The organism is Acinetobacter sp. YT-02 (assembly GCF_002412355.1).
Taxonomy (GTDB): domain Bacteria; phylum Pseudomonadota; class Gammaproteobacteria; order Pseudomonadales; family Moraxellaceae; genus Acinetobacter; species Acinetobacter towneri.
Window position 1 is genome coordinate 18,740 of the sequence record NZ_NOZT01000035.1, and the last position, 19,524, is coordinate 38,263.

The 19,524-nt window shown below is 42.4% G+C and carries 16 protein-coding genes, 1 tRNA gene and 1 pseudogene; 2 read left to right on the forward strand and 16 right to left on the reverse strand.

The genetic code is table 11. The features are described from left to right. Positions 1-18 precede the first annotated feature (18 nt). The 4 genes from CF596_RS09780 to CF596_RS09795 form a co-directional block, all read right to left on the reverse strand. The gene (locus CF596_RS09780; RefSeq protein ID WP_096902324.1) at positions 19-363 is read right to left on the reverse strand and encodes a hypothetical protein; all 345 of its coding nucleotides are present in this window, start codon (positions 361-363) and stop codon (positions 19-21) included. A 172-nt stretch (positions 364-535) separates the two neighbouring features. Continuing rightward, the gene (locus tag CF596_RS09785; protein WP_096902325.1) at positions 536-1,138 is read right to left on the reverse strand and encodes an OmpW family outer membrane protein; all 603 of its coding nucleotides are present in this window, start codon (positions 1,136-1,138) and stop codon (positions 536-538) included. Positions 1,139-1,710: 572 nt separating this feature from the next. Further along, positions 1,711-3,087 (reverse strand): Na+/H+ antiporter NhaC family protein, encoded by a 1,377-nt coding sequence (locus tag CF596_RS09790; RefSeq protein WP_096902326.1) that lies wholly within the window; start codon positions 3,085-3,087, stop codon positions 1,711-1,713. Positions 3,088-3,178: 91 nt separating this feature from the next. Further along, positions 3,179-4,069: an alpha/beta fold hydrolase gene (locus CF596_RS09795; protein WP_096902335.1), complete on the reverse strand. Its 891-nt coding sequence runs from the start codon at positions 4,067-4,069 to the stop codon at positions 3,179-3,181. 121 nt (positions 4,070-4,190) lie between these two features. Between CF596_RS09795 and CF596_RS09800 the strand changes: the two genes are divergently transcribed. Together CF596_RS09800 and CF596_RS09805 are read left to right on the forward strand one after the other, a co-directional pair. Next, positions 4,191-4,676, forward strand: coding sequence for a DUF4442 domain-containing protein (locus CF596_RS09800; RefSeq protein ID WP_096902327.1), 486 nt, complete (start codon positions 4,191-4,193; stop codon positions 4,674-4,676). 208 nt (positions 4,677-4,884) lie between these two features. Beyond that, positions 4,885-5,736 (forward strand): alpha/beta hydrolase, encoded by an 852-nt coding sequence (locus CF596_RS09805; RefSeq protein WP_096902328.1) that lies wholly within the window; start codon positions 4,885-4,887, stop codon positions 5,734-5,736. 102 nt (positions 5,737-5,838) lie between these two features. Here the strand turns inward: CF596_RS09805 and CF596_RS09810 are convergent, their stop codons facing one another. The 12 genes and pseudogenes from CF596_RS09810 to CF596_RS09865 form a co-directional block, all read right to left on the reverse strand. Next, positions 5,839-6,195, reverse strand: coding sequence for a DNA transfer protein p32 (locus CF596_RS09810; RefSeq protein WP_096902329.1), 357 nt, complete (start codon positions 6,193-6,195; stop codon positions 5,839-5,841). Between the two features lie 109 nt (positions 6,196-6,304). After that, positions 6,305-6,865: a hypothetical protein gene (locus CF596_RS09815; protein ID WP_096902330.1), complete on the reverse strand. Its 561-nt coding sequence runs from the start codon at positions 6,863-6,865 to the stop codon at positions 6,305-6,307. A gap of 151 nt (positions 6,866-7,016) precedes the next feature. After that, positions 7,017-11,216: a DNA-directed RNA polymerase subunit beta' gene (gene rpoC, locus CF596_RS09820; RefSeq protein WP_096902331.1), complete on the reverse strand. Its 4,200-nt coding sequence runs from the start codon at positions 11,214-11,216 to the stop codon at positions 7,017-7,019. 136 nt (positions 11,217-11,352) lie between these two features. Beyond that, entirely contained in the window at positions 11,353-15,441 is a 4,089-nt protein-coding gene (rpoB, locus tag CF596_RS09825) for a DNA-directed RNA polymerase subunit beta (protein WP_096902332.1), read from the reverse strand. A gap of 307 nt (positions 15,442-15,748) precedes the next feature. Beyond that, a complete protein-coding gene (rplL, locus tag CF596_RS09830) occupies positions 15,749-16,120 on the reverse strand; it encodes a 50S ribosomal protein L7/L12 (RefSeq protein WP_004975779.1) in 372 nt (123 codons plus the stop codon). A 48-nt stretch (positions 16,121-16,168) separates the two neighbouring features. Next, complete coding sequence (rplJ, locus tag CF596_RS09835) at positions 16,169-16,675, reverse strand: 50S ribosomal protein L10 (protein WP_096902333.1); 507 nt, start codon at positions 16,673-16,675, stop codon at positions 16,169-16,171. A gap of 321 nt (positions 16,676-16,996) precedes the next feature. Further along, the gene (rplA, locus tag CF596_RS09840; RefSeq protein ID WP_004975774.1) at positions 16,997-17,692 is read right to left on the reverse strand and encodes a 50S ribosomal protein L1; all 696 of its coding nucleotides are present in this window, start codon (positions 17,690-17,692) and stop codon (positions 16,997-16,999) included. A 3-nt stretch (positions 17,693-17,695) separates the two neighbouring features. Beyond that, positions 17,696-18,124 (reverse strand): 50S ribosomal protein L11, encoded by a 429-nt coding sequence (gene rplK, locus CF596_RS09845; protein ID WP_004975771.1) that lies wholly within the window; start codon positions 18,122-18,124, stop codon positions 17,696-17,698. Positions 18,125-18,240: 116 nt separating this feature from the next. Beyond that, positions 18,241-18,774 (reverse strand): transcription termination/antitermination protein NusG, encoded by a 534-nt coding sequence (gene nusG, locus CF596_RS09850; protein ID WP_004975770.1) that lies wholly within the window; start codon positions 18,772-18,774, stop codon positions 18,241-18,243. A 7-nt stretch (positions 18,775-18,781) separates the two neighbouring features. Beyond that, the gene (gene secE, locus CF596_RS09855) at positions 18,782-19,222 is read right to left on the reverse strand and encodes a preprotein translocase subunit SecE (protein ID WP_004975769.1); all 441 of its coding nucleotides are present in this window, start codon (positions 19,220-19,222) and stop codon (positions 18,782-18,784) included. A gap of 73 nt (positions 19,223-19,295) precedes the next feature. Continuing rightward, positions 19,296-19,371: transfer RNA gene (locus tag CF596_RS09860), tRNA-Trp, on the reverse strand. A 51-nt stretch (positions 19,372-19,422) separates the two neighbouring features. Then, positions 19,423-19,524 (reverse strand): annotated as a pseudogene (locus CF596_RS09865) (elongation factor Tu); the annotation flags it as partial.

Consider the following 19,524-nt stretch of genomic DNA (forward strand, 5'->3'; position numbering starts at 1 on the left):
GCCTAAACCCAGAAAAATTTAAAAAGGTGCACGTTGATAGACCTGATTTAAATGATCCTCTAATTTCTGCTGACGCAAATTATACACTTGGGTTAAACAATCGACTGAAGTACCACAACGATCACGCAATTCTAACCAACGAAATTGTTCATCACGAATTTGTGAACGCGTCCCCATAGCGACCAAACGGCTAACAATACGATAGGTGGTTGCCATTTTCACATCGGCATCATTGACCGCACGATGTTCACAAATGGCATGTTCTGTTGGTGTTCTGGCTTTCTCACAAGAAAAACTCGCCGCATGCCCCGCGACACTCAGCATTAAACCAACACATATAGGCCAACCGTATTTTATCAACATGAATTAATTCCTTCTTTATCGTTCTTTACTTTATCTTTCAGACTGTAAATGAACATGGCACATGCACTCAATTTTTTCATTCGATACATTTGTTATTTTTTGCGATAAAAAACCCCATCATAAAGATGGGGTTGCGCTGATTTTTATTATTATAAAGAGCTACTTTTTATAATTAAAATTTGTAGCTATAACCGATGGTGTACACCATTGGGTCGATGTCTAAATCGAATTTAATAGGTGTTCCTTCAACACTTACTTCTGGACTAAGCTGTGCATAGCGAGCATCAAAGAATACGCCCCAGTTTTTAGCATCGGCAGGTTGGAAGTTAAAACCGATTTGACCTGCAAAACCAAAATCTTCTTTAACTTTTACTTTCAAGGCAGCTAAATCACCTGATGTTTTTTCATCCCATGCTACAAATGCAGTACCACCGACACCAATGTATGGCGTGAAACGGGTTGAATTTTTAAAGTGATATTTAGCCGTTAACGTTGGCGGTAAATGCTTAATTTTAACAGCATTCTCGCCCTCGTAAGCTACATCATGGCTGATTGGTGTCGCCAACAATAATTCTGCAGAGATATTGTCATTAAAGAAATATTCTACAGATGGTGTAAATGCATATTCGTGGTCAGCTTCAAAATGGCCAACGTTTGGTACTGTAGTATCTTGAGTTGGAGAAATTACAGAACCACCAACTTTAACTTGCCATTGACCTGCCATAGCAGAAGCAGACATTCCCATTAATGCAATTAGAGCAACATGCTTTAACATTTCAAAACCACCTTTAGAATAAAAATCTTAACGCTTAATTAATATTAAACACGACCACTATTAATATGCAACACATATTAAACATAATATTTTAATTATTTTATAAACTATTCATTATTATATAAATTTATTTTAAATAGACCAAATTACTTGGTTTTAAAACCCGAGTTAATTAATAAAGTTTATATTATTATTTCCCGACTATATTACTCAATTTTACTTAAAAAATATATTAAAAGGTTTATTTGAAATACATCTTATATTTATTTAAAAATTAAAACAAATTTATTTTAAATTGATTAATTCACTCAGGTTTTATATTTTTAAATCACAGGAAATTAATAAAAATTATTAAAATTAAATAAAGAGAATTAAAATCACCTTCATTCTAATATACGAAGCTGAAAACAATGAAAACGGACTATTTTGTTTAGAGATTTAAAATCGTGTATTGAGATGCAATCGGCAGATGTGAGGATGAAATTGAAGTATATTTTTTTGTTGTTTTAACACTGTGCTGCAACGTGCCCAGCCTATTCTGAACACGTGCGCTTACGCATTTTGGTGATGATTTACAGCACCATCGCTGCAATCCAACCAAAAATGATCAATGGGATATTAAAGTGAATAAAAGTCGGTACCACACTGTCCTTCATGTGGTCGTGCTGCCCATCCATATTTAAACCCGAAGTTGGCCCCAAGGTTGAATCCGATGCTGGAGAACCCGCATCTCCTAAGGCTGCTGCTGTACCAATAATCGCAATGGTTGCTGCAGGGCTAAAACCGAACTGCAAACATAAAGGCACATAAATAATCGCTAAAATAGGCACGGTAGAGAAAGATGAGCCAATCCCCAAGGTGATTAACAAACCAATCAATAACATTAAAAATGCAGCCAAAGCTTTGCTATTGCCAATCCATTCCACCGACGCTTCTACCAAAGCAGGCACTTGATTAGTCGCTTCAATCACTGAAGCGAAACCTTGTGCAGCAATCATAATAAAGCCGATGAGTGCCATCATACGCATACCTGTAATGATCACATCATCTGCTTCTTTCCATTTGAAAATTCCCGCACAGCTTAAAATGGCAACACCCACCAAACCTGCCAGAATCATCGAATCTGAATACAATTGCACCGCCAAGGTTGCAATAATCGCAAACACTGCCATCCACAAGGTAAATTTTGCAATCTGAGGCGCTTGTAGGGTTGGCGCGGCGGTATTTGCATTGAGCTCACTCGAAATGCTTTGGGTACGCTCTACCTGCACATCTTGATAATGTCGAGGCTTACGATAGCTCACAAACAACGCGATCAATAGACCTATGAACATTCCAAATACAGGAATAAACATAGCAGAAGGAATATCTTCATTTTGAATGGCAAAACCATACGGAGCACCAAAGGTGTTGATATTGTGCGCCAAAATATCATTCAGGAAGATTGCACCAAAACCGAAAGGAACAAACATATAGGTGGCAACCAAACCAAAAGTCAGCAAACAAGCCACTGCACGACGGTCTAAGTTTAAATGATTGAAAACACTTAATAAAGGTGGAATCAATACAGGAATAAATGCAATGTGTACAGGGATTAAGTTCTGTGAAAATACCGCTGCCAAAGCCACAGTAAAATAAATCAGATATTTAACGCGGTTCTGTACCTTAGTATTACTGCTACCTGTTAAAGTGCGAATCAGTTTGTAGGCCAATAAGTCAGGCAAACCTGAACGTGCCAAAGCCAAAGCAAATGTACCTAAAATACCGTAAGCAAGGGCAATTTTTGCACCACCACCTAAGCCATTATTAAACGCATCTAAAGTGCCTTGTAAGCCTAAACCAGCCAGTAAACCACCTGAAACTGCACCAATAACCAAGGCAAAAACCACAGGCACACGAGCCAACGACAATCCGAACATGATTGCAATGGCAGCAAGAATTGCGAACATAAGAGATGAAAATTCAAAAAAGAAGCTATTTTATCAGAGATTATGCAGATTGGAGTTGACCAAACATTCAACTCCGACAAGCGTTTCTGATTTAAATTGCTGCAGCATGTGAATTTGCATGACCTAAAGCAAAATCACGGATGGCAGTAGCAACCGCTTGCGGCTGACTAAGAATCGCCCAGTGATTAGCAGCCAACTCCACACGTTGAAAATCATCTACCCAATGCGACATTTCATCAATCAATTCAGCACCTACAAATTGATCATATTTCAAGACAATAGCCTGCACAGGGCAAATTGCGTAACGCTGCCGCGGCTTCAATAAACGTGGCATAAAATTAGCGCGATATAAATTGACGCCATATCGCCCATCTTTACGGATATTAGGATTGACCGGAATATCTTGATCACGTTCTAAACGCATCACCACCTGACGCCATTGTTCAGGTTGAAAGAACTGCCAAACTGTAGGTGCAAGTGCAGGAAGTTGAAAGGTGGCAATATACCAAGATTTACGCATTTGTTTGAAAAATTTAATTTTATTTTCAGAAAAATGCTTACGCATCCAAAACGCTGCATGATCCAAACATGGGCCTGAAATAGTACTGTAAGATAAAATTCGTCCTTTTAAATCTGGATCAGTTACAGCTTCCCAAGACTGAATTGAACCCCAGTCATGAGCTGCCAAGTGAAATGCACGCTGCCCCAAAACGGCATTAGCAACAGCCATTAAATCTGCAGCCAATTGAGCCAAGCTATAGGCACGAATGGATTTGGGAATGGAGGATTGTCCCGCACCACGTACATCGTAACTCACCACATAAAAATCTTGTACCAACACGGCAATCACGCGTTTCCAGACTACTTGGTTATCTGGATAGCCATGCAGCAAAATCAATGCAGGTGCTGTTTTTTCACCCCAGGTTTTGACATAAAGCTGTTGACGATCAGAGGTTTCAACCCATTGCGTTTGCGCTTGCATATACATCTTTTTTATTTTTATTCACCTTTGTTGCACTCAGCATAACAAAACATGCCATATTGATGCCTAAATTTTAGACTAATATAAGGCATCCAGACTTGAAAGATATAGTTAAAATCATATGAATCTGCTTAAAAAACTACAAAGTATTCCACTTATTTCTAAATATTTTTTAAATCGTTATGCACCCTATCGCGGTGCAGGTATTGAAATTGATCAAATCGATTTAGCCAACCACCATGTCCGTGTCAAAATGCCACTCACCCGCAAAAATCAAAATATTGTCGGCGTACATTTTGGCGGCAGCCTCTATTCCATGGTCGATCCATTTTATATGCTCATTCTGATGCATCACTTGGGTTCAACATATATTGTTTGGGATAAAGCGGCAACGATTCATTTCCTCGCCCCAGGACGCAGTACGGTGTATGCCGATATTCGCCTGAGTGCCGCTGAAGTCGAGGAAATCAAACAGATCGCAGAAGACTATGCGCCTCTGACACGTCAATATACGCTCAATATTGTCGATGAATCAGGTGTACGAATTGCAGAAGTGCATAAAACGTTATATATCCGACGTAAAAAGCCCAAAGCCGTAGCAACGTAATTTTTAGCTCACATAAAAACGCAGAATCTAATGATTCTGCGTTGTTGGTAATATTATTTTAATCAAAAGACAAAAAGATCAATGTCACCGACAAACTTCTCTACTCTTTTTAAGCAGGTATGAATCAATTAACGTATTACTGTTGATACATCAGTGGATCATAAAAATTATAAACATTGATAATATTTAAAATTAAAGGATTATTAAAATGAAAAAAAATCTTGTGCCAATCTTTTCCCTACTTTGTTTCTATTCATCGACATCCCTCCATGCTTTGGTGCCGAATACATTTACCAAAGTCCAAACTTTGAAAAATGTGGCTTATGGATCTCATCCTCAACAAGTGATGGATGTCTATTTCCCTGCCAAAGTACTCACAGATCAAACACCAGCCCCGCTCATGATGATGGTCCATGGCGGTGCTTGGAAAATGGGTGATAAAAATCATGCTGCTGTGGTCAAAAATAAGCTGAGTTACTGGACCAAGCAAAACTGGATTTTTGTGTCTATCAACTATAGATTAGTTCCAGATGTGACCGTACAGCAGCAAACTCAGGATATCGCCCAAGCGCTTATTTATATCCAAAATCAGGCACCGCATTGGCATGCTGACTCAAAACGCTTGGTGCTGATGGGACATTCTGCGGGCGCACACCTGGTCAGTCTATTAACCGTTCGCCCCCATTGGCTGGCACCCCAGCCACAGCCTTGGCGTGCTACAGTTGCTTTAGATAGCGCGGCTTATGATATAGAAAAGATAATGCAAACACGTCATGCACGTTTTTATGATCAAGCCTTTGGTGATCAACCTTCCAACTGGAAAGCCCTTTCTCCGATAGCTCAGCTACATCAAGCTTTACCTGCATTTCTCGCGGTGTGCTCAACCATCCGTGCAGATCAACCCTGTACTCAAGCTCGACAATTTATTCAACAAGCACAGAAATTCGGAACTCAAACCCAGTTATTGCCTGTCCGACTTTCACATGCTGAAATCAACAAGTCATTGGGACAAAATAATGCTTATACTCAAGCAGTCAATCAATTTATCCAAACGCATTAATTTTTCAGCTAGCGCATAAAAAACGCAGAATCATAAGACTCTGCGTTGGATGTACTGAAATATAAATACTTCAGTAGGATGGCATGGCTGTTCGTATTCAGATTAACGCTTTTGCTCGATGGCTGCACCAGCACCACCACCAACAGCACCACCGATTGCAGCGCCTGCATTACCACCTATCACTTCTTTACCTAAAATTGAACCAATCGCACCGCCAATTCCACTATAGGTTGCGTTACGGTTAGAACCATCTTGGGTTTTACTTCCAACTGCTGCACCTGCACCTGCGCCTGCTGCTGCACCAACACTACCACCTACGCTGTTACCCGCTGCGCCACCAACGGCACCGCCTAATGCTGCTGCACCAATACGTTGGTCATTTGAACTCATGCTCTCACAACCCGCCATTAACATGGTCGATACAGTTGCAACTGCCAATACGCTAAATACTTTTTTCATCGCGATGTCTCCCCGCTGTTGTTGATTTTAAGTGTAGTGCATCTTGCGGCATCAACTTTGAAAAATCTGTTACCAAGCACAGTAAGATATGAGTATTTCTGTAAAATGCTTAAGGCATCATAAAGGATTCTGTACCCTCTTCTTCAAGTACCACCACATCACGTGTGGTTTTACCATCTTCAGTAAACACAGCATGAGAAACTGTTTCTTTGCTTTCAGGCGTTTTGACCCGATCCAGTTTTAATGTGCGATGAATTGGCGCCTGCCCCTGCTTATATTCCATGCCTTCTGCATCAATCGTTTTCACTTCAGAAATGACTTTACCATCCTGCTTTAGGGTTTTATTCAACTCAATTTTTGAGGTTGGTACAATCACCCCGCCTTTTTGAATCACAGGAATACCCAATTGTTTCTCTGAAAACTGTGCTTGATCATCATCAAAAACAACTTCCTTTGCCACAATATCTTTACCCTGATTGCTCACTTCAAAAATCGTGGCTTCTACATGGCGTATAGGCTTTTCACCTGTCACTGTACGAATCACTTCAGTTTTTAGAATAGGCACAATGGCTTTGTCTTTCACCACAATGCTGTTTGGCATTGGTGCAGCCGAAACAGACACACTCAGTAGCATTGTCGATAAACACAGTGTCAGTCCTCTAAATTGCATAAGCTATCCCCTTAGTTTTCTTGATATTTTTAAATTGTTCTTAATTCACTATATGCAATATTGCGGCTTTATTAAAGCAAAATATGCAACTAAAACGTTGGCAAAAAAAAGACGCCTCGAAAGGCGTCTTTAAATGATGCTTTAAAACGAATTAGAGATCGTTAAATTCATCGCTAAATGCTTGGCTTAATGCTTGATCTACATCAGAGAAATCATTCACTAATGCCAATTCAGCAGCTTCAGCTTCTTGACGACGACGCTCTAAGTGGTAAGCAAGACCCGTACCTGCTGGGATCAAACGACCCACAACAACGTTCTCTTTCAAGCCACGTAAATCATCTTCTTTACCTGTTACAGCCGCTTCAGTTAACACACGTGTAGTTTCCTGGAACGATGCAGCAGAAATGAACGAGTCTGTTGAAAGCGATGCTTTGGTGATACCCATCAATTGACGTTCAAACTTCGCTGGGAACTTGTTTTGTGCAAGTACAGCTTGGTTTTCTTGTACCACGCGAATGTAATCCACTTGTTCGCCTTTGATGAAGCTCGTATCGCCACCATCGGTGATTTCAACTTTACGCAACATTTGACGCACGATGACTTCAATGTGCTTATCGTTAATTTTTACACCTTGTAAGCGGTAAACGTCTTGAACTTCGTTCACGATGTAGTTGGTTAATGCCACTTCACCTTTCAAGCGTAAGATGTCATGTGGGTTTTGTGGACCATCAGAAATGGTTTCACCACGGTTCACATGCTCACCTTCAAACACGTTGATGTTACGCCATTTTGGAATCAACTCTTCGTAAATCTCAGAGCCATCATCTGGTGTAATCACTAAACGGTTCTTACCTTTGGTTTCTTTACCAAAGCTCACGATACCTGACACTTCTGCAAGAATCGCATGCTCTTTTGGTTTACGTGCTTCAAATAAGTCTGCAACGCGTGGTAAACCACCGGTAATATCACGAGTACGTGAAGATTCTTGTGGTACACGACCAATAACGTCACCCACACCGATATTTTCGCCATCACGGACAGAAAGAATCGTGTTCTGTGGCAAGAAGTAGAACTGTTCGCCACCATCCACAGTGTCTAATACCACAGCAGGACGTAAGTCTTTACCTGACGCAGGACGTGAAGTCACTGGCAAGATTTCAACTGTGGTCATACCTGTTGCATCATCAGTTTTCGAGGTTGCAGTCACGCCATCAGCAATTTGGCTGAAACGGATTTTACCCGCAACTTCGGTCACAAGTGGATGCGTGTGTGGATCCCAAGTCGCCACAATACCGCCAGCTTCTACCGCTTCGCCATCTTTGAGCAAGATTGACGCACCGTATGGCAGTTTATAACGCTCACGCTCACGACCTAACTCATCGGCAATACCAATTTCACCTGAACGTGAAACAGATACCAAGTGACCTTTAGCGTGTTGTACAGTTTTCACGTTATGGAAACGTACTGAACCTTTGTTACGCACTTGTACGCTATTGGCTGCAGAAGTTCGGCTTGCCGCACCACCCACGTGGAATGTACGCATGGTTAACTGTGTACCTGGCTCACCAATCGATTGAGCAGCCATTACACCCACAGATTCACCTGGATTCACCAAGTGACCACGTGCTAGGTCACGACCATAACACTTCGCACATACACCAAAGGTCGATTCACAAGATACCACTGAACGTACTTTTACTTCATCGACACCTTGCTCTTCCAAGAAGTTAGCAAGTTTTTCATCAATGAGTGTGTTACGTGGCAGAATAACTTCGTCTGAACCCGCTTTCTTCACATCTTCTGCAGTTACACGACCTAATACACGCGTACCAAGGTTTTCAATGACATCACCACCTTGAATGAATGGTGTCATCACTAAACCGCCATAAGTACCGCAATCTGGCTCAGTAATTACCAAGTCTTGTGCAACGTCAACCAAACGACGTGTCAAGTAACCTGAGTTCGCTGTTTTCAATGCGGTATCGGCCAAACCTTTACGCGCACCGTGAGTTGAAATGAAGTACTGAAGTACCGTCAAACCTTCACGGAAGTTCGCTTTAATTGGCGTTTCAATGATCGAACCATCTGGTTTCGCCATCAAACCACGCATACCCGCCAACTGACGAATCTGTGCCGCACTACCACGCGCACCTGAATCCGACATCATGTAGATCGAGTTGAATGATTTTTGCTTCTCGTCTTCACCCTGTTTGTTTTTCACAGTTGTGAATGACAAGTTGTCCATCATCGCTTTAGCAACTTGGTCGTTGGTACGTGCCCAAATATCGACCACTTTGTTATAACGCTCACCCGCAGTTACGAAGCCTTGCTCGAACTGTTGTTCAATTTCACGAACTTCAGTTTCTGCTTTTTCAATAATTGCTTGTTTTTGTGGTGGAATAACCATGTCTTCCATACCCACAGAAACACCTGAACGTGTCGCTTGACGGAAGCCCAAGTACATCAATTGGTCTGCAAAAATAACCGTGTCTTTTAGACCTAATTTACGGTAGCAAGAGTTGATTAACTTTGAGATGTTCTTTTTGTTCATCTCTAGGTTAATTTGCTCGAAGCTTAAACCTTCAGGCACAACTTCCCAAAGCAAGCAGCGACCTGGTGTCGTATCTACAACAATAGTTTGTTGCTCACGCTCACCATTTTCATTGATTACGGTTTGGTGTACACGTGCTTTTACGCGAGCGTGTAAGTCAACTTGACCCGTTGCAAGTGCACGGTTTACTTCGTGCGTATCTGCAAACACCATGCCTTCACCTTTGGCATTGATTGCATCACGCGTGATGTAATACAAGCCCAAGACAACGTCCTGAGATGGTACGATGATTGGCTCACCGTTCGCAGGAGACAAGATGTTGTTGGTCGACATCATTAACGCACGCGCTTCTAATTGCGCTTCAAGTGTTAATGGTACGTGTACCGCCATTTGGTCACCGTCGAAGTCAGCGTTGAACGCAGCACAAACGAGTGGGTGTAAACGGATGGCTTTACCTTCAATCAGGATCGGTTCAAATGCTTGAAGACCTAAACGGTGAAGTGTAGGCGCACGGTTCAACATCACTGGGTGTTGACGAATTACAGATGCAAGTACATCCCAAACTTCTGGGGTTTCGCGCTCAACCATTTTCTTCGCAGCTTTAATGGTGGTTGCTTGACCTGAAGCTTGTAATTTTGCAAAGATGAATGGCTTGAACAGTTCAAGTGCCATTTTCTTCGGAAGACCACACTGGTGTAAACGTAGGTTTGGACCAACGGTAATCACCGAACGACCTGAATAGTCAACACGCTTACCAAGTAAGTTTTGACGGAAACGACCTTGCTTACCTTTGATCATATCTGCCAAAGATTTAAGCGGACGCTTGTTTGAACCTGTGATTGCACGACCACGACGACCGTTATCTAACAAGGCATCAACAGACTCTTGTAACATACGTTTTTCGTTACGTACGATGATGTCTGGCGCTGCAAGGTCAAGAAGACGCTTCAAACGGTTGTTACGGTTAATCACACGACGATAAAGATCGTTCAAGTCAGAAGTCGCAAAACGACCACCTTCAAGTGGAACCAACGGGCGAAGATCTGGTGGAAGTACAGGCAGTACATTCATCACCATCCATTCAGGCTTGTTGTTCGACTCTTTGAACGCTTCCATCAACTTCAAACGCTTAGAGGCTTTTTTCAGCTTAGTTTCTGAAGTTGTTTGTGGAATTTCTTCACGTAAACGAGCAATTTCAGCTTCAAGATCGATGTCTTTTAACAAGTCTTGAACTGCTTCAGCACCCATTTTCGCAGTGAATTCATCACCATGCTCTTCTAGAGCATTGAAGTATTCTTCGTCATTGAGAAGTTGATATTTCTCAAATGGCGTCATACCTGGGTCAGTAACCACATAAGATTCGAAATACAATACGCGCTCGATATCACGTAAAGTCATATCAAGTAATAAACCAATACGGCTTGGTAATGATTTCAAGAACCAAATGTGTGCAACTGGAGAAGCGAGTTCGATGTGACCCATACGCTCACGACGAACTTTTGCAGTCGTTACTTCAACGCCACATTTTTCACAAATGACGCCTTTGTATTTCATACGCTTGTATTTACCACACAAGCATTCGTAATCTTTTACTGGACCAAAAATTTTGGCACAGAATAAACCATCACGTTCAGGCTTAAACGTACGATAGTTAATGGTTTCTGGCTTTTTAACTTCACCGTGAGACCATGACTTAATCATTTCTGGTGACGCAAGACCAATACGGATGCGGTCAAACTCTACTGGAGCATGACCGTCTGAATCCGTCTTTTTGCGCATGATATCGAGCAAGTCTTTCAATTTTTTTCTCCGTGTGCTGGGAGGCTGTTTTCACATCCCAACTGGGTCACAAATATTGTTTTTTAACTGAATCATCCACCCTTGCCCATTTAAAACGGTGAGAAGCTTGGCTTCGCAAGGGGGATACAATGGTTACTTAGTCACCATTTTTCAGTTCAATGTTGATACCTAAAGAACGGATCTCTTTGGTCAATACGTTAAATGATTCAGGCATGCCCGGATCCATATAATGGTTGCCATCTACAATGTTCTTATAGATGCGGGTACGACCTTCAACGTCATCCGACTTCACAGTGAGCATTTCTTGCAGCGTATAAGCAGCACCGTATGCTTCAAGTGCCCAGACTTCCATCTCACCGAAACGCTGACCACCGAATTGTGCCTTACCACCTAACGGCTGTTGCGTTACAAGTGAGTAAGAACCTGTAGAACGTGCGTGCATCTTGTCATCCACCAAGTGGTTAAGTTTGAGCATGTACATATAACCTACAGTCACAGGACGGTCGAATTTCTCGCCTGTACGTCCATCATACAATACGGTCTGACCAGAACGTGGTAATTCAGCAAGTTCAAGCAATTCTTTGATTTGACCTTCTTCAGCACCATCAAATACTGGAGTAGCCAATGGAACACCTGCACGTAAGTTGCCAGCCAATACCAAGATTTCATCATCAGTTAAGCTGTCAAGATCTTCTTGCTCGCCACCAACTTTGTTATAAATCTTGTCTAGGAACTCACGTAGTTCAGCAATTTCACGTTGTTGTTTGAGCATCTTATCAATTTGCTCACCCAAGCCTTTGGCTGCCATACCCAAGTGTGTTTCAAGAATCTGACCCACGTTCATACGCGATGGTACGCCTAGCGGGTTCAATACGATATCCACTGGTACACCGTTAGCATCGTGCGGCATGTCTTCTACAGGTAAGATGTTTGATACTACACCTTTGTTACCGTGACGACCCGCCATCTTGTCACCCGGTTGGATGCGACGTTTAACAGCAAGATAAACTTTAACAACTTTCAAGACGCCCGTAGTGAGTTCATCGCCTGTAGAAAGCTTACGTTTCTTCTCTGCGAATTTCTCATCAATTTCAGAGCTCTTCTCTTTCAAGAAAGTTTGAATTTGAGTTAAACGTTCAGCAATTGCTTCATCACTTGGTTGGATTTCAAGTAAATCAACTAACTCTAAACCAGACAACACATCTTCAGAAAGTTTGTCGCCACGTTTAGTTGTACCGCCACCGTTAGATTCTTGACCTTTCAATAAGCGGATAATACGTTCACGCGCTGCTTCTTCAAAGATTTTGTATTCTTCTTTCAAGTCTTTGCGATATGCATCGAGCTGTGCTTTTTCAATCGCTTGCGCACGTTCATCTTTCTCTAAACCATCACGAGTAAAGACTTGAACGTCAATCACAGTACCTTTAGTACCTGATGGAACGCGCAATGATGAATCTTTCACATCTGCTGCTTTTTCACCAAAGATTGCGCGAAGCAATTTTTCTTCAGGCGTTAACTGAGTTTCACCCTTAGGCGTTACTTTACCAACAAGAATGTCGCCTGCAGTCACTTCAGCACCAATGTAAACGATACCAGACTCGTCTAGTTTAGACAGTGCAGCTTCGCCCACGTTTGGAATATCAGCTGTGATTTCTTCCGCACCCAATTTGGTATCACGTGCAACACATGACAATTCTTGAATGTGAATCGAAGTTAAACGGTCTTCTTGAAGTACACGCTCAGAAAGCAAGATCGAGTCTTCGTAGTTATAGCCATTCCAAGTCATGAACGCGACACGCATGTTCTGACCGAGTGCAAGCTCACCGCCATCTGTAGATGGACCGTCAGCCAATACATCACCACGACCTACCTTATCACCCATCTTCACCAAAACTTTTTGGTTAATACAAGTGTTTTGGTTTGAACGTGTGTATTTGATCAGGTTGTAGATATCTACACCTGCTTCACCCGCGATCATTTCTTCTTCGTTCACACGAATGACTACACGTGAAGCATCGACATATTCAATACGACCACCACGGTTTGCAATCACACATACACCTGAGTCATGTGCTACGTTCGCTTCCATCCCTGTACCCACAAGTGGTTTATCAGCGATAAGCGTCGGAACAGCCTGACGTTGCATGTTCGATCCCATCAAGGCACGGTTGGCGTCATCGTGCTCAAGGAATGGAATCAGTGATGCTGCTACAGATACAACCTGCTGTGCAGAAACGTCCATGTGCGTCACGCGCTCTGGCGGCATACGCACGAAGTCACCTTGGTGACGTACAGATACGAATTCTTCTGTTAAATTGCCATCTTGGTCTACGCTTGAGTCCGCTTGCGCAATGATCGTGCCCACTTCTTCAATTGCAGATAAATACTCAACCTCATCGGTTACACGACCATCAACCACTTTACGGTATGGCGTTTCCAAGAAGCCAAAATTATTACATTTTGCATAAACAGAAAGCGAGTTGATCAAACCAATGTTTGGACCTTCAGGCGTTTCAATTGGACACACACGACCATAGTGAGTTTGGTGTACGTCACGTACCTCAAAGCCTGCACGTTCACGTGTCAAACCACCTGGACCAAGCGCAGATACGCGACGCTTGTGGGTAATTTCAGACAACGGGTTATTTTGGTCCATGAACTGAGACAATTGGCTTGAACCAAAGAATTCTTTGATTGCAGCAGCCACTGGCTTCGCATTGATTAAATCTTGCGGAGACAGGTTGTCTGTTTCAGCTTGTGACAAACGCTCTTTTACAGCACGCTCAACACGTACCAAACCAACACGGAATTGGTTTTCAGTCATCTCGCCCACTGAACGTACGCGACGGTTACCCAAGTGGTCGATATCGTCGACTTCACCTTTACCGTTACGGATTTCGATCAATGTTTTAAGTACATCGGTAATGTCTTCGTTAGACAAAATACCTTCAACTTCACGTGATTTCTGATCTGTACCCACTTCGTAAGGACGACCCAAACGACGGTTGAACTTCATACGACCTACTGGCGATAAATCATAACGCTCAGAAGAGAAGAACAAGTTATTGAACAGATTTTCAGCGGCTTCTTTCGTCGGTGGCTCACCTGGACGCATCACTTTGTAGATTTCTACCAAAGCATCTTCACGACCAACAGTTGTATCTGCACGTAAGGTGTCCGCAATGAACGAACCACGGTCGATGTCATTGGTGAATAGGATGTTAAATTGTTTAACACCACCTTCTGCAAGTTTCACCATGATTTCATGGCTTAACAAGGTGTTTGCAGCAATTACATCGCCATCTTTTAGCTGGATGTCTTCTGCAGTAATACGTTCGTACAAGTACTCATCAGGAACTGAAAGCTTCTCAAGACCAGCTGCTTCCATTTGACGTACGTGACGCGCATTAATGCGTTTACCTTGCTCAACAATCACTTTGCCGTCAGTATCAGTGATGTCAAATTGTGCCATTTCGCCACGTAAGCGTTCTGGGATAAGGTCAATTTGGTAGCTACCCATGTCTAAATAGACAGGTACTTTCTCAAAGAACAAGTCTAGGATTTGTTCATTGCTATAGCCCAATGCACGCAACACTACAGTCGCAAGCAATTTACGACGACGGTCAATACGCACATAAACGAGGTCTTTGGCATCGAATTCAAAGTCTAACCATGAGCCACGGTAAGGAATAATGCGTGCTGAATACAACACTTTACCGCTCGAGTGGGTCTTACCTTTATCGTGGTCAAAGAACACGCCTGGTGAACGGTGTAATTGAGAAACAATTACACGCTCAGTACCGTTAATCACAAAGGTACCGTTATCCGTCATCAATGGCATTTCGCCCATGTAGACTTCTTGCTCACGCACATCTTTGATTGATTTCGTTTCACGATCTTTAATGATCAAACGAATTTTTACGCGCATTGGTGCCGCATAAGTTGAGCCGCGAAGAATACACTCACGTACATCAAACTCAGGCTTACCAAGACTATACTCAACAAATTCTAAAGCAGCATTGCCAGAATAACTTTCTATAGGAAAAACTGAACGAAATGCGGCTTGGAGACCGATATCTTCGCGGCTTTTTGGAGTTTTGCCATCTTGAAGGAAAGTACGGTACGAGTCGACTTGAATCGAAAGCAAGTACGGTGCATCCATTACTTGGGGCAATTTACCAAAATTCTTACGGATCCGTTTCTTTTCGGTATATGAGTATGCCATCTGGAGTCCTCGGAAAGTAAACTAAACCCGCCTGCAGAACGGGTTTAGAAGGAATTACGCAGGCCGATATGGCCACCACTCTTTACAAATGCTGCAATTTTTAGTGGTATTAAAACGCTTAACAATATTTTTAAATGTGGAAAAATATTGGTAAGCGTTTGATTTTATTGATTTATATTGTTTTCGATGGTTTTCCCATCATTCAAACAAAAATCGAGCCGATAATTGTAACGCAAAAAGGCTGATGACCCAAGAGCCATCAGCCATTTTTTGGAGTCGATTATAAAAAAATCGACTCCCCTTAAGATTACTTAAGTGTAACTGTAGCACCAGCTTCTTCAAGTTTCTTCTTAAGCTCTTCACCTTCTTCTTTAGAAACAGCTTCTTTGATCACTGAAGGAGCGCCTTCAACGATGTCTTTAGCTTCTTTAAGACCAAGGCCAGTAGCTTCACGAACTGCTTTAATTACAGCAACTTTGTTCGCACCGAAAGAAGTCAACTCAACGTTGAATTCAGATTGCTCTTCTGCAGCAGCAGCGCCAGCGCCTGGAGCAGCAGCAACAGCAACAGCAGCAGCTGATACATTGAATTTCTCTTCAAAAGCAGAGATAAGTTCAACAAGTTCAAGAACAGTTTTTTCAGCAACTGCGTTTAAGATTTCTTCGTTAGTTAAAGCCATGAGAATAACTCCAAATGGAAATTGAATGGTGTGGAAATAAATTTAAGCTTATGCAGCTTCTGACTCGTTTTTCTCTTTGAGCGCAGTAATAAGGCGACCCAATTTCGAAATAGGAGCTTGAAGAACGTTTGCAAGCATAGTAAGCGCTTTTTCTTGGTTCGGAAGATTCGCAATTACGCTAACTTCAGCACCTTGATAAAGTTTGCCGTCAAATGCAGCAGCTTTAAGTTCAAATGCTTTATTCGTTTTAGCGAATTCTTCGAACAAGCGTGCAGCTGCACCCATGTCGTCTTCAGAAGTTGAGAAAGCTAAAATTGTTGGGCCAACAAGGTTGTCGTTCAAGATCGTGAATTGCGTATCTTGAAAAGCACGTTTAGCCAAAGTGTTACGTACAACACGTGTAGTAACACCTAATTTACGCGCTTCAACACGTAGAGCCGTTAATTGCTCAACGCTCATACCTTGATAGTCAGCAACAACAGCAGAGAACGCTTTAGAAGCAACTTCGTTAACTTCTGCTACGATCTGTTTTTTGTCTTCGATAAGAAGAGCCATTGTAAAACCTCCTAACGGTGATTTATGTGCTTACGTGAAGCACACTCCCAATTCGTAAATTCATTGCTGAACTTACACGCGGAGGAGGAATAAATCACACCACCGCGTCTACCCAGGCTGGAAGATTAAGAAAGCAGCATAAAACTACTCTCGCCTGAGGTCTTTGACGCTGATAAATTCTCATTTACCAATTCAAAGTCCGCCTGAATGTCCCCCTCTCCTGCTAGGAGAGGGTTAGGGAGAGGTTTAACCCTCATCCCGACCTTCTCCCAGAGGGAGAAGGAGACTTTTCAGGACTTTAAAATTCTTTCTAAGTCAGACTTAGTTAGAAACGTTCTGTACATCAATAACAAGACCAGGACCCATAGTAGAGCTCAAAGTGATCTTTTTGATGTATACGCCTTTAGAAGTTGCAGGCTTTAACTTTTTCAAGTCAGCAACTAAGGTTTCAACGTTTGAACGAACTGCTTCAGCAGTAAAGCCAACTTGACCAATCGCAGCGTGGATAATACCCGCTTTGTCTACACGGTAACGCGCTTGACCTGCTTTTGCATTTTTAACTGCAGTCGCAACGTCAGGAGTTACAGTACCCACTTTAGGGTTTGGCATTAAGCCACGTGGACCAAGAATCGTACCCAACTTACCTACTACGCGCATTGCATCCGGAGCTGCAATCACAACGTCAAAGTCAAGGTTACCCGCTTGAATGCTTTCAGCTAAGTCGTCGAAACCAACTACGTCTGCGCCTTCAGCTTTAGCAGCTTCTGCAGCAGCACCTTGAGCGAAAACAGCTACACGTACAGTTTTACCAGTACCTGCAGGAAGTGTAGTCGCACCACGAACAACCTGATCAGATTTACGTGGGTCAACACCTAGGTTTACCGCAACATCCAAAGATTCTTTGAATTTAGCAGCAGGAAGGTTGTTTAGAACTTCAACTGCTTCTTCCAAAGTGTAAACTTTGTTTGCTTCTACAGCAGCAGCAATGGCTTTTTGACGTTTAGTTAACTTTGCCATGTCTTATAGCTCCACATCCAAGCCCATAGAACGTGCAGAACCAGCAATGGTACGCACACGTGCTTCTAAATCAGCACCAGTTAAATCTGGTTCTTTAGTAGTCGCGATTTCTTCTAATTGAGCACGAGTCAACTTACCAACTTTGTTTTTGTTAGGTACAGCTGAACCCTTTTGAATGCCTGCAGCTTTCTTAAGAAGAATTGCAGCAGGAGGAGTTTTCATGATGAATGTGAACGACTTGTCGTTGTACACAGTGATCACTACAGGAATTGGCAAACCTGGTTCAACTTTTTGTGTAGCAGCATTGAATTCTTTACAGAATGCCATGATGTTAACACCACGTTGACCTAATGCAGGACCAATTGGTGGAGATGGATTCGCTTTACCAGCTGGAACTTGCAGCTTGATATAGCCGTCAATCTTCTTAGCCATTTCAAATTACCTCTGGGTACAAACGCCGCTAGGCTCCCCAATATTTTAAGTAACGATACCGTTACAACAACAATGCCCGATTCATCATAAATCGGGCGTTTTCCAACCACTCAAACTTAAACGGATTTTTCGACTTGACGAAATTCCAGCTCAACCTGAGTAGGTCGATTAAACACATTAATTGTCAACGTTAAACGTGACTTCTCGTATTGAACTTCTTCCACCACGCCTTTAAAGTCGGTGAATGGACCATCAATCACAAGTAATTCTTCGCCTGGTTCAAACATCGTCTTCGGACGAGGTGCTTCACCAGTATTGCGTACACGTGCAAGAATCGCGTCAGCTTCTTTTTGCGTAATTGGGGCAGGCTTTTCTGCTGTACCACCAATAAAACCTAAAACTTTTGGACACTCTTTAACAATGTGCCAAGTTTCATCGTTCATTTCCATTTCAACCAATACATAGCCTGGAAAGAACTTACGCTCTGACTTACGTTTCTTACCATCCTTCATTTCTACCACTTCTTCGGTAGGAACAAGGACTTCACCAAAGCTATCGGCAACAGCGCTACGCTGGATTCGATCATTAAGCGAACGCATCACTTGTTTTTCATAACCTGAGTAGGCATGAATAATGTACCAACGTTTCATAGCTCTTTTACCCGATAATTAACTTGATTGCCCAGCCTAACAAATAGTCAAAACACCACAATACAATTGAAGTGACTACAACAACAATCAATACATGCCATGACGTTGTTACAGTTTCCTGTTTAGTAGGCCAAGTGACTCGACGTAACTCAATACGTGAATCTTTAAGCAAACGAACAAAGCCTTTGCCTTGATGGGTGGCGTATAATAAACCTAAAGCCACAACGATACAAGCCAAAATTACCCCAACACGCACCCAAATATCATTGGCTGGTGCCCAATACGCAGGAAGATGCTGATTCACCATCATCGAAGCGATGAATAAAATCAAAGCGATACCCCACAACACGTAGTCTAATGGAGAACTCGATTGAACAACTTCAGCAGAATTATTTCTTTGAGGGATTGGCGCGTCGCTTAATGCGTCACGCGATTTATCATTCGACATTTTTGTACTCGTCGTAGAATTCGCGACTTATTATATGACTAGATTAGCCGACATCAAGCTTTTTTAAAAAAAGTGGCAGGCCAGGAGGGACTCGAACCCCCAACATTCGGTTTTGGAGACCGACGCTCTACCAATTGAACTACTGACCTACAAAACAGAACGAGAGCCAAAGCTCTCGACCTGTTTAACACATTCTATAATTATGCTGTTACTTTAGCAACAACACCCGCACCTACAGTACGACCACCTTCACGGATCGCAAAACGTAGACCTGGGTCCATTGCGATTGGGTGGATTAATTC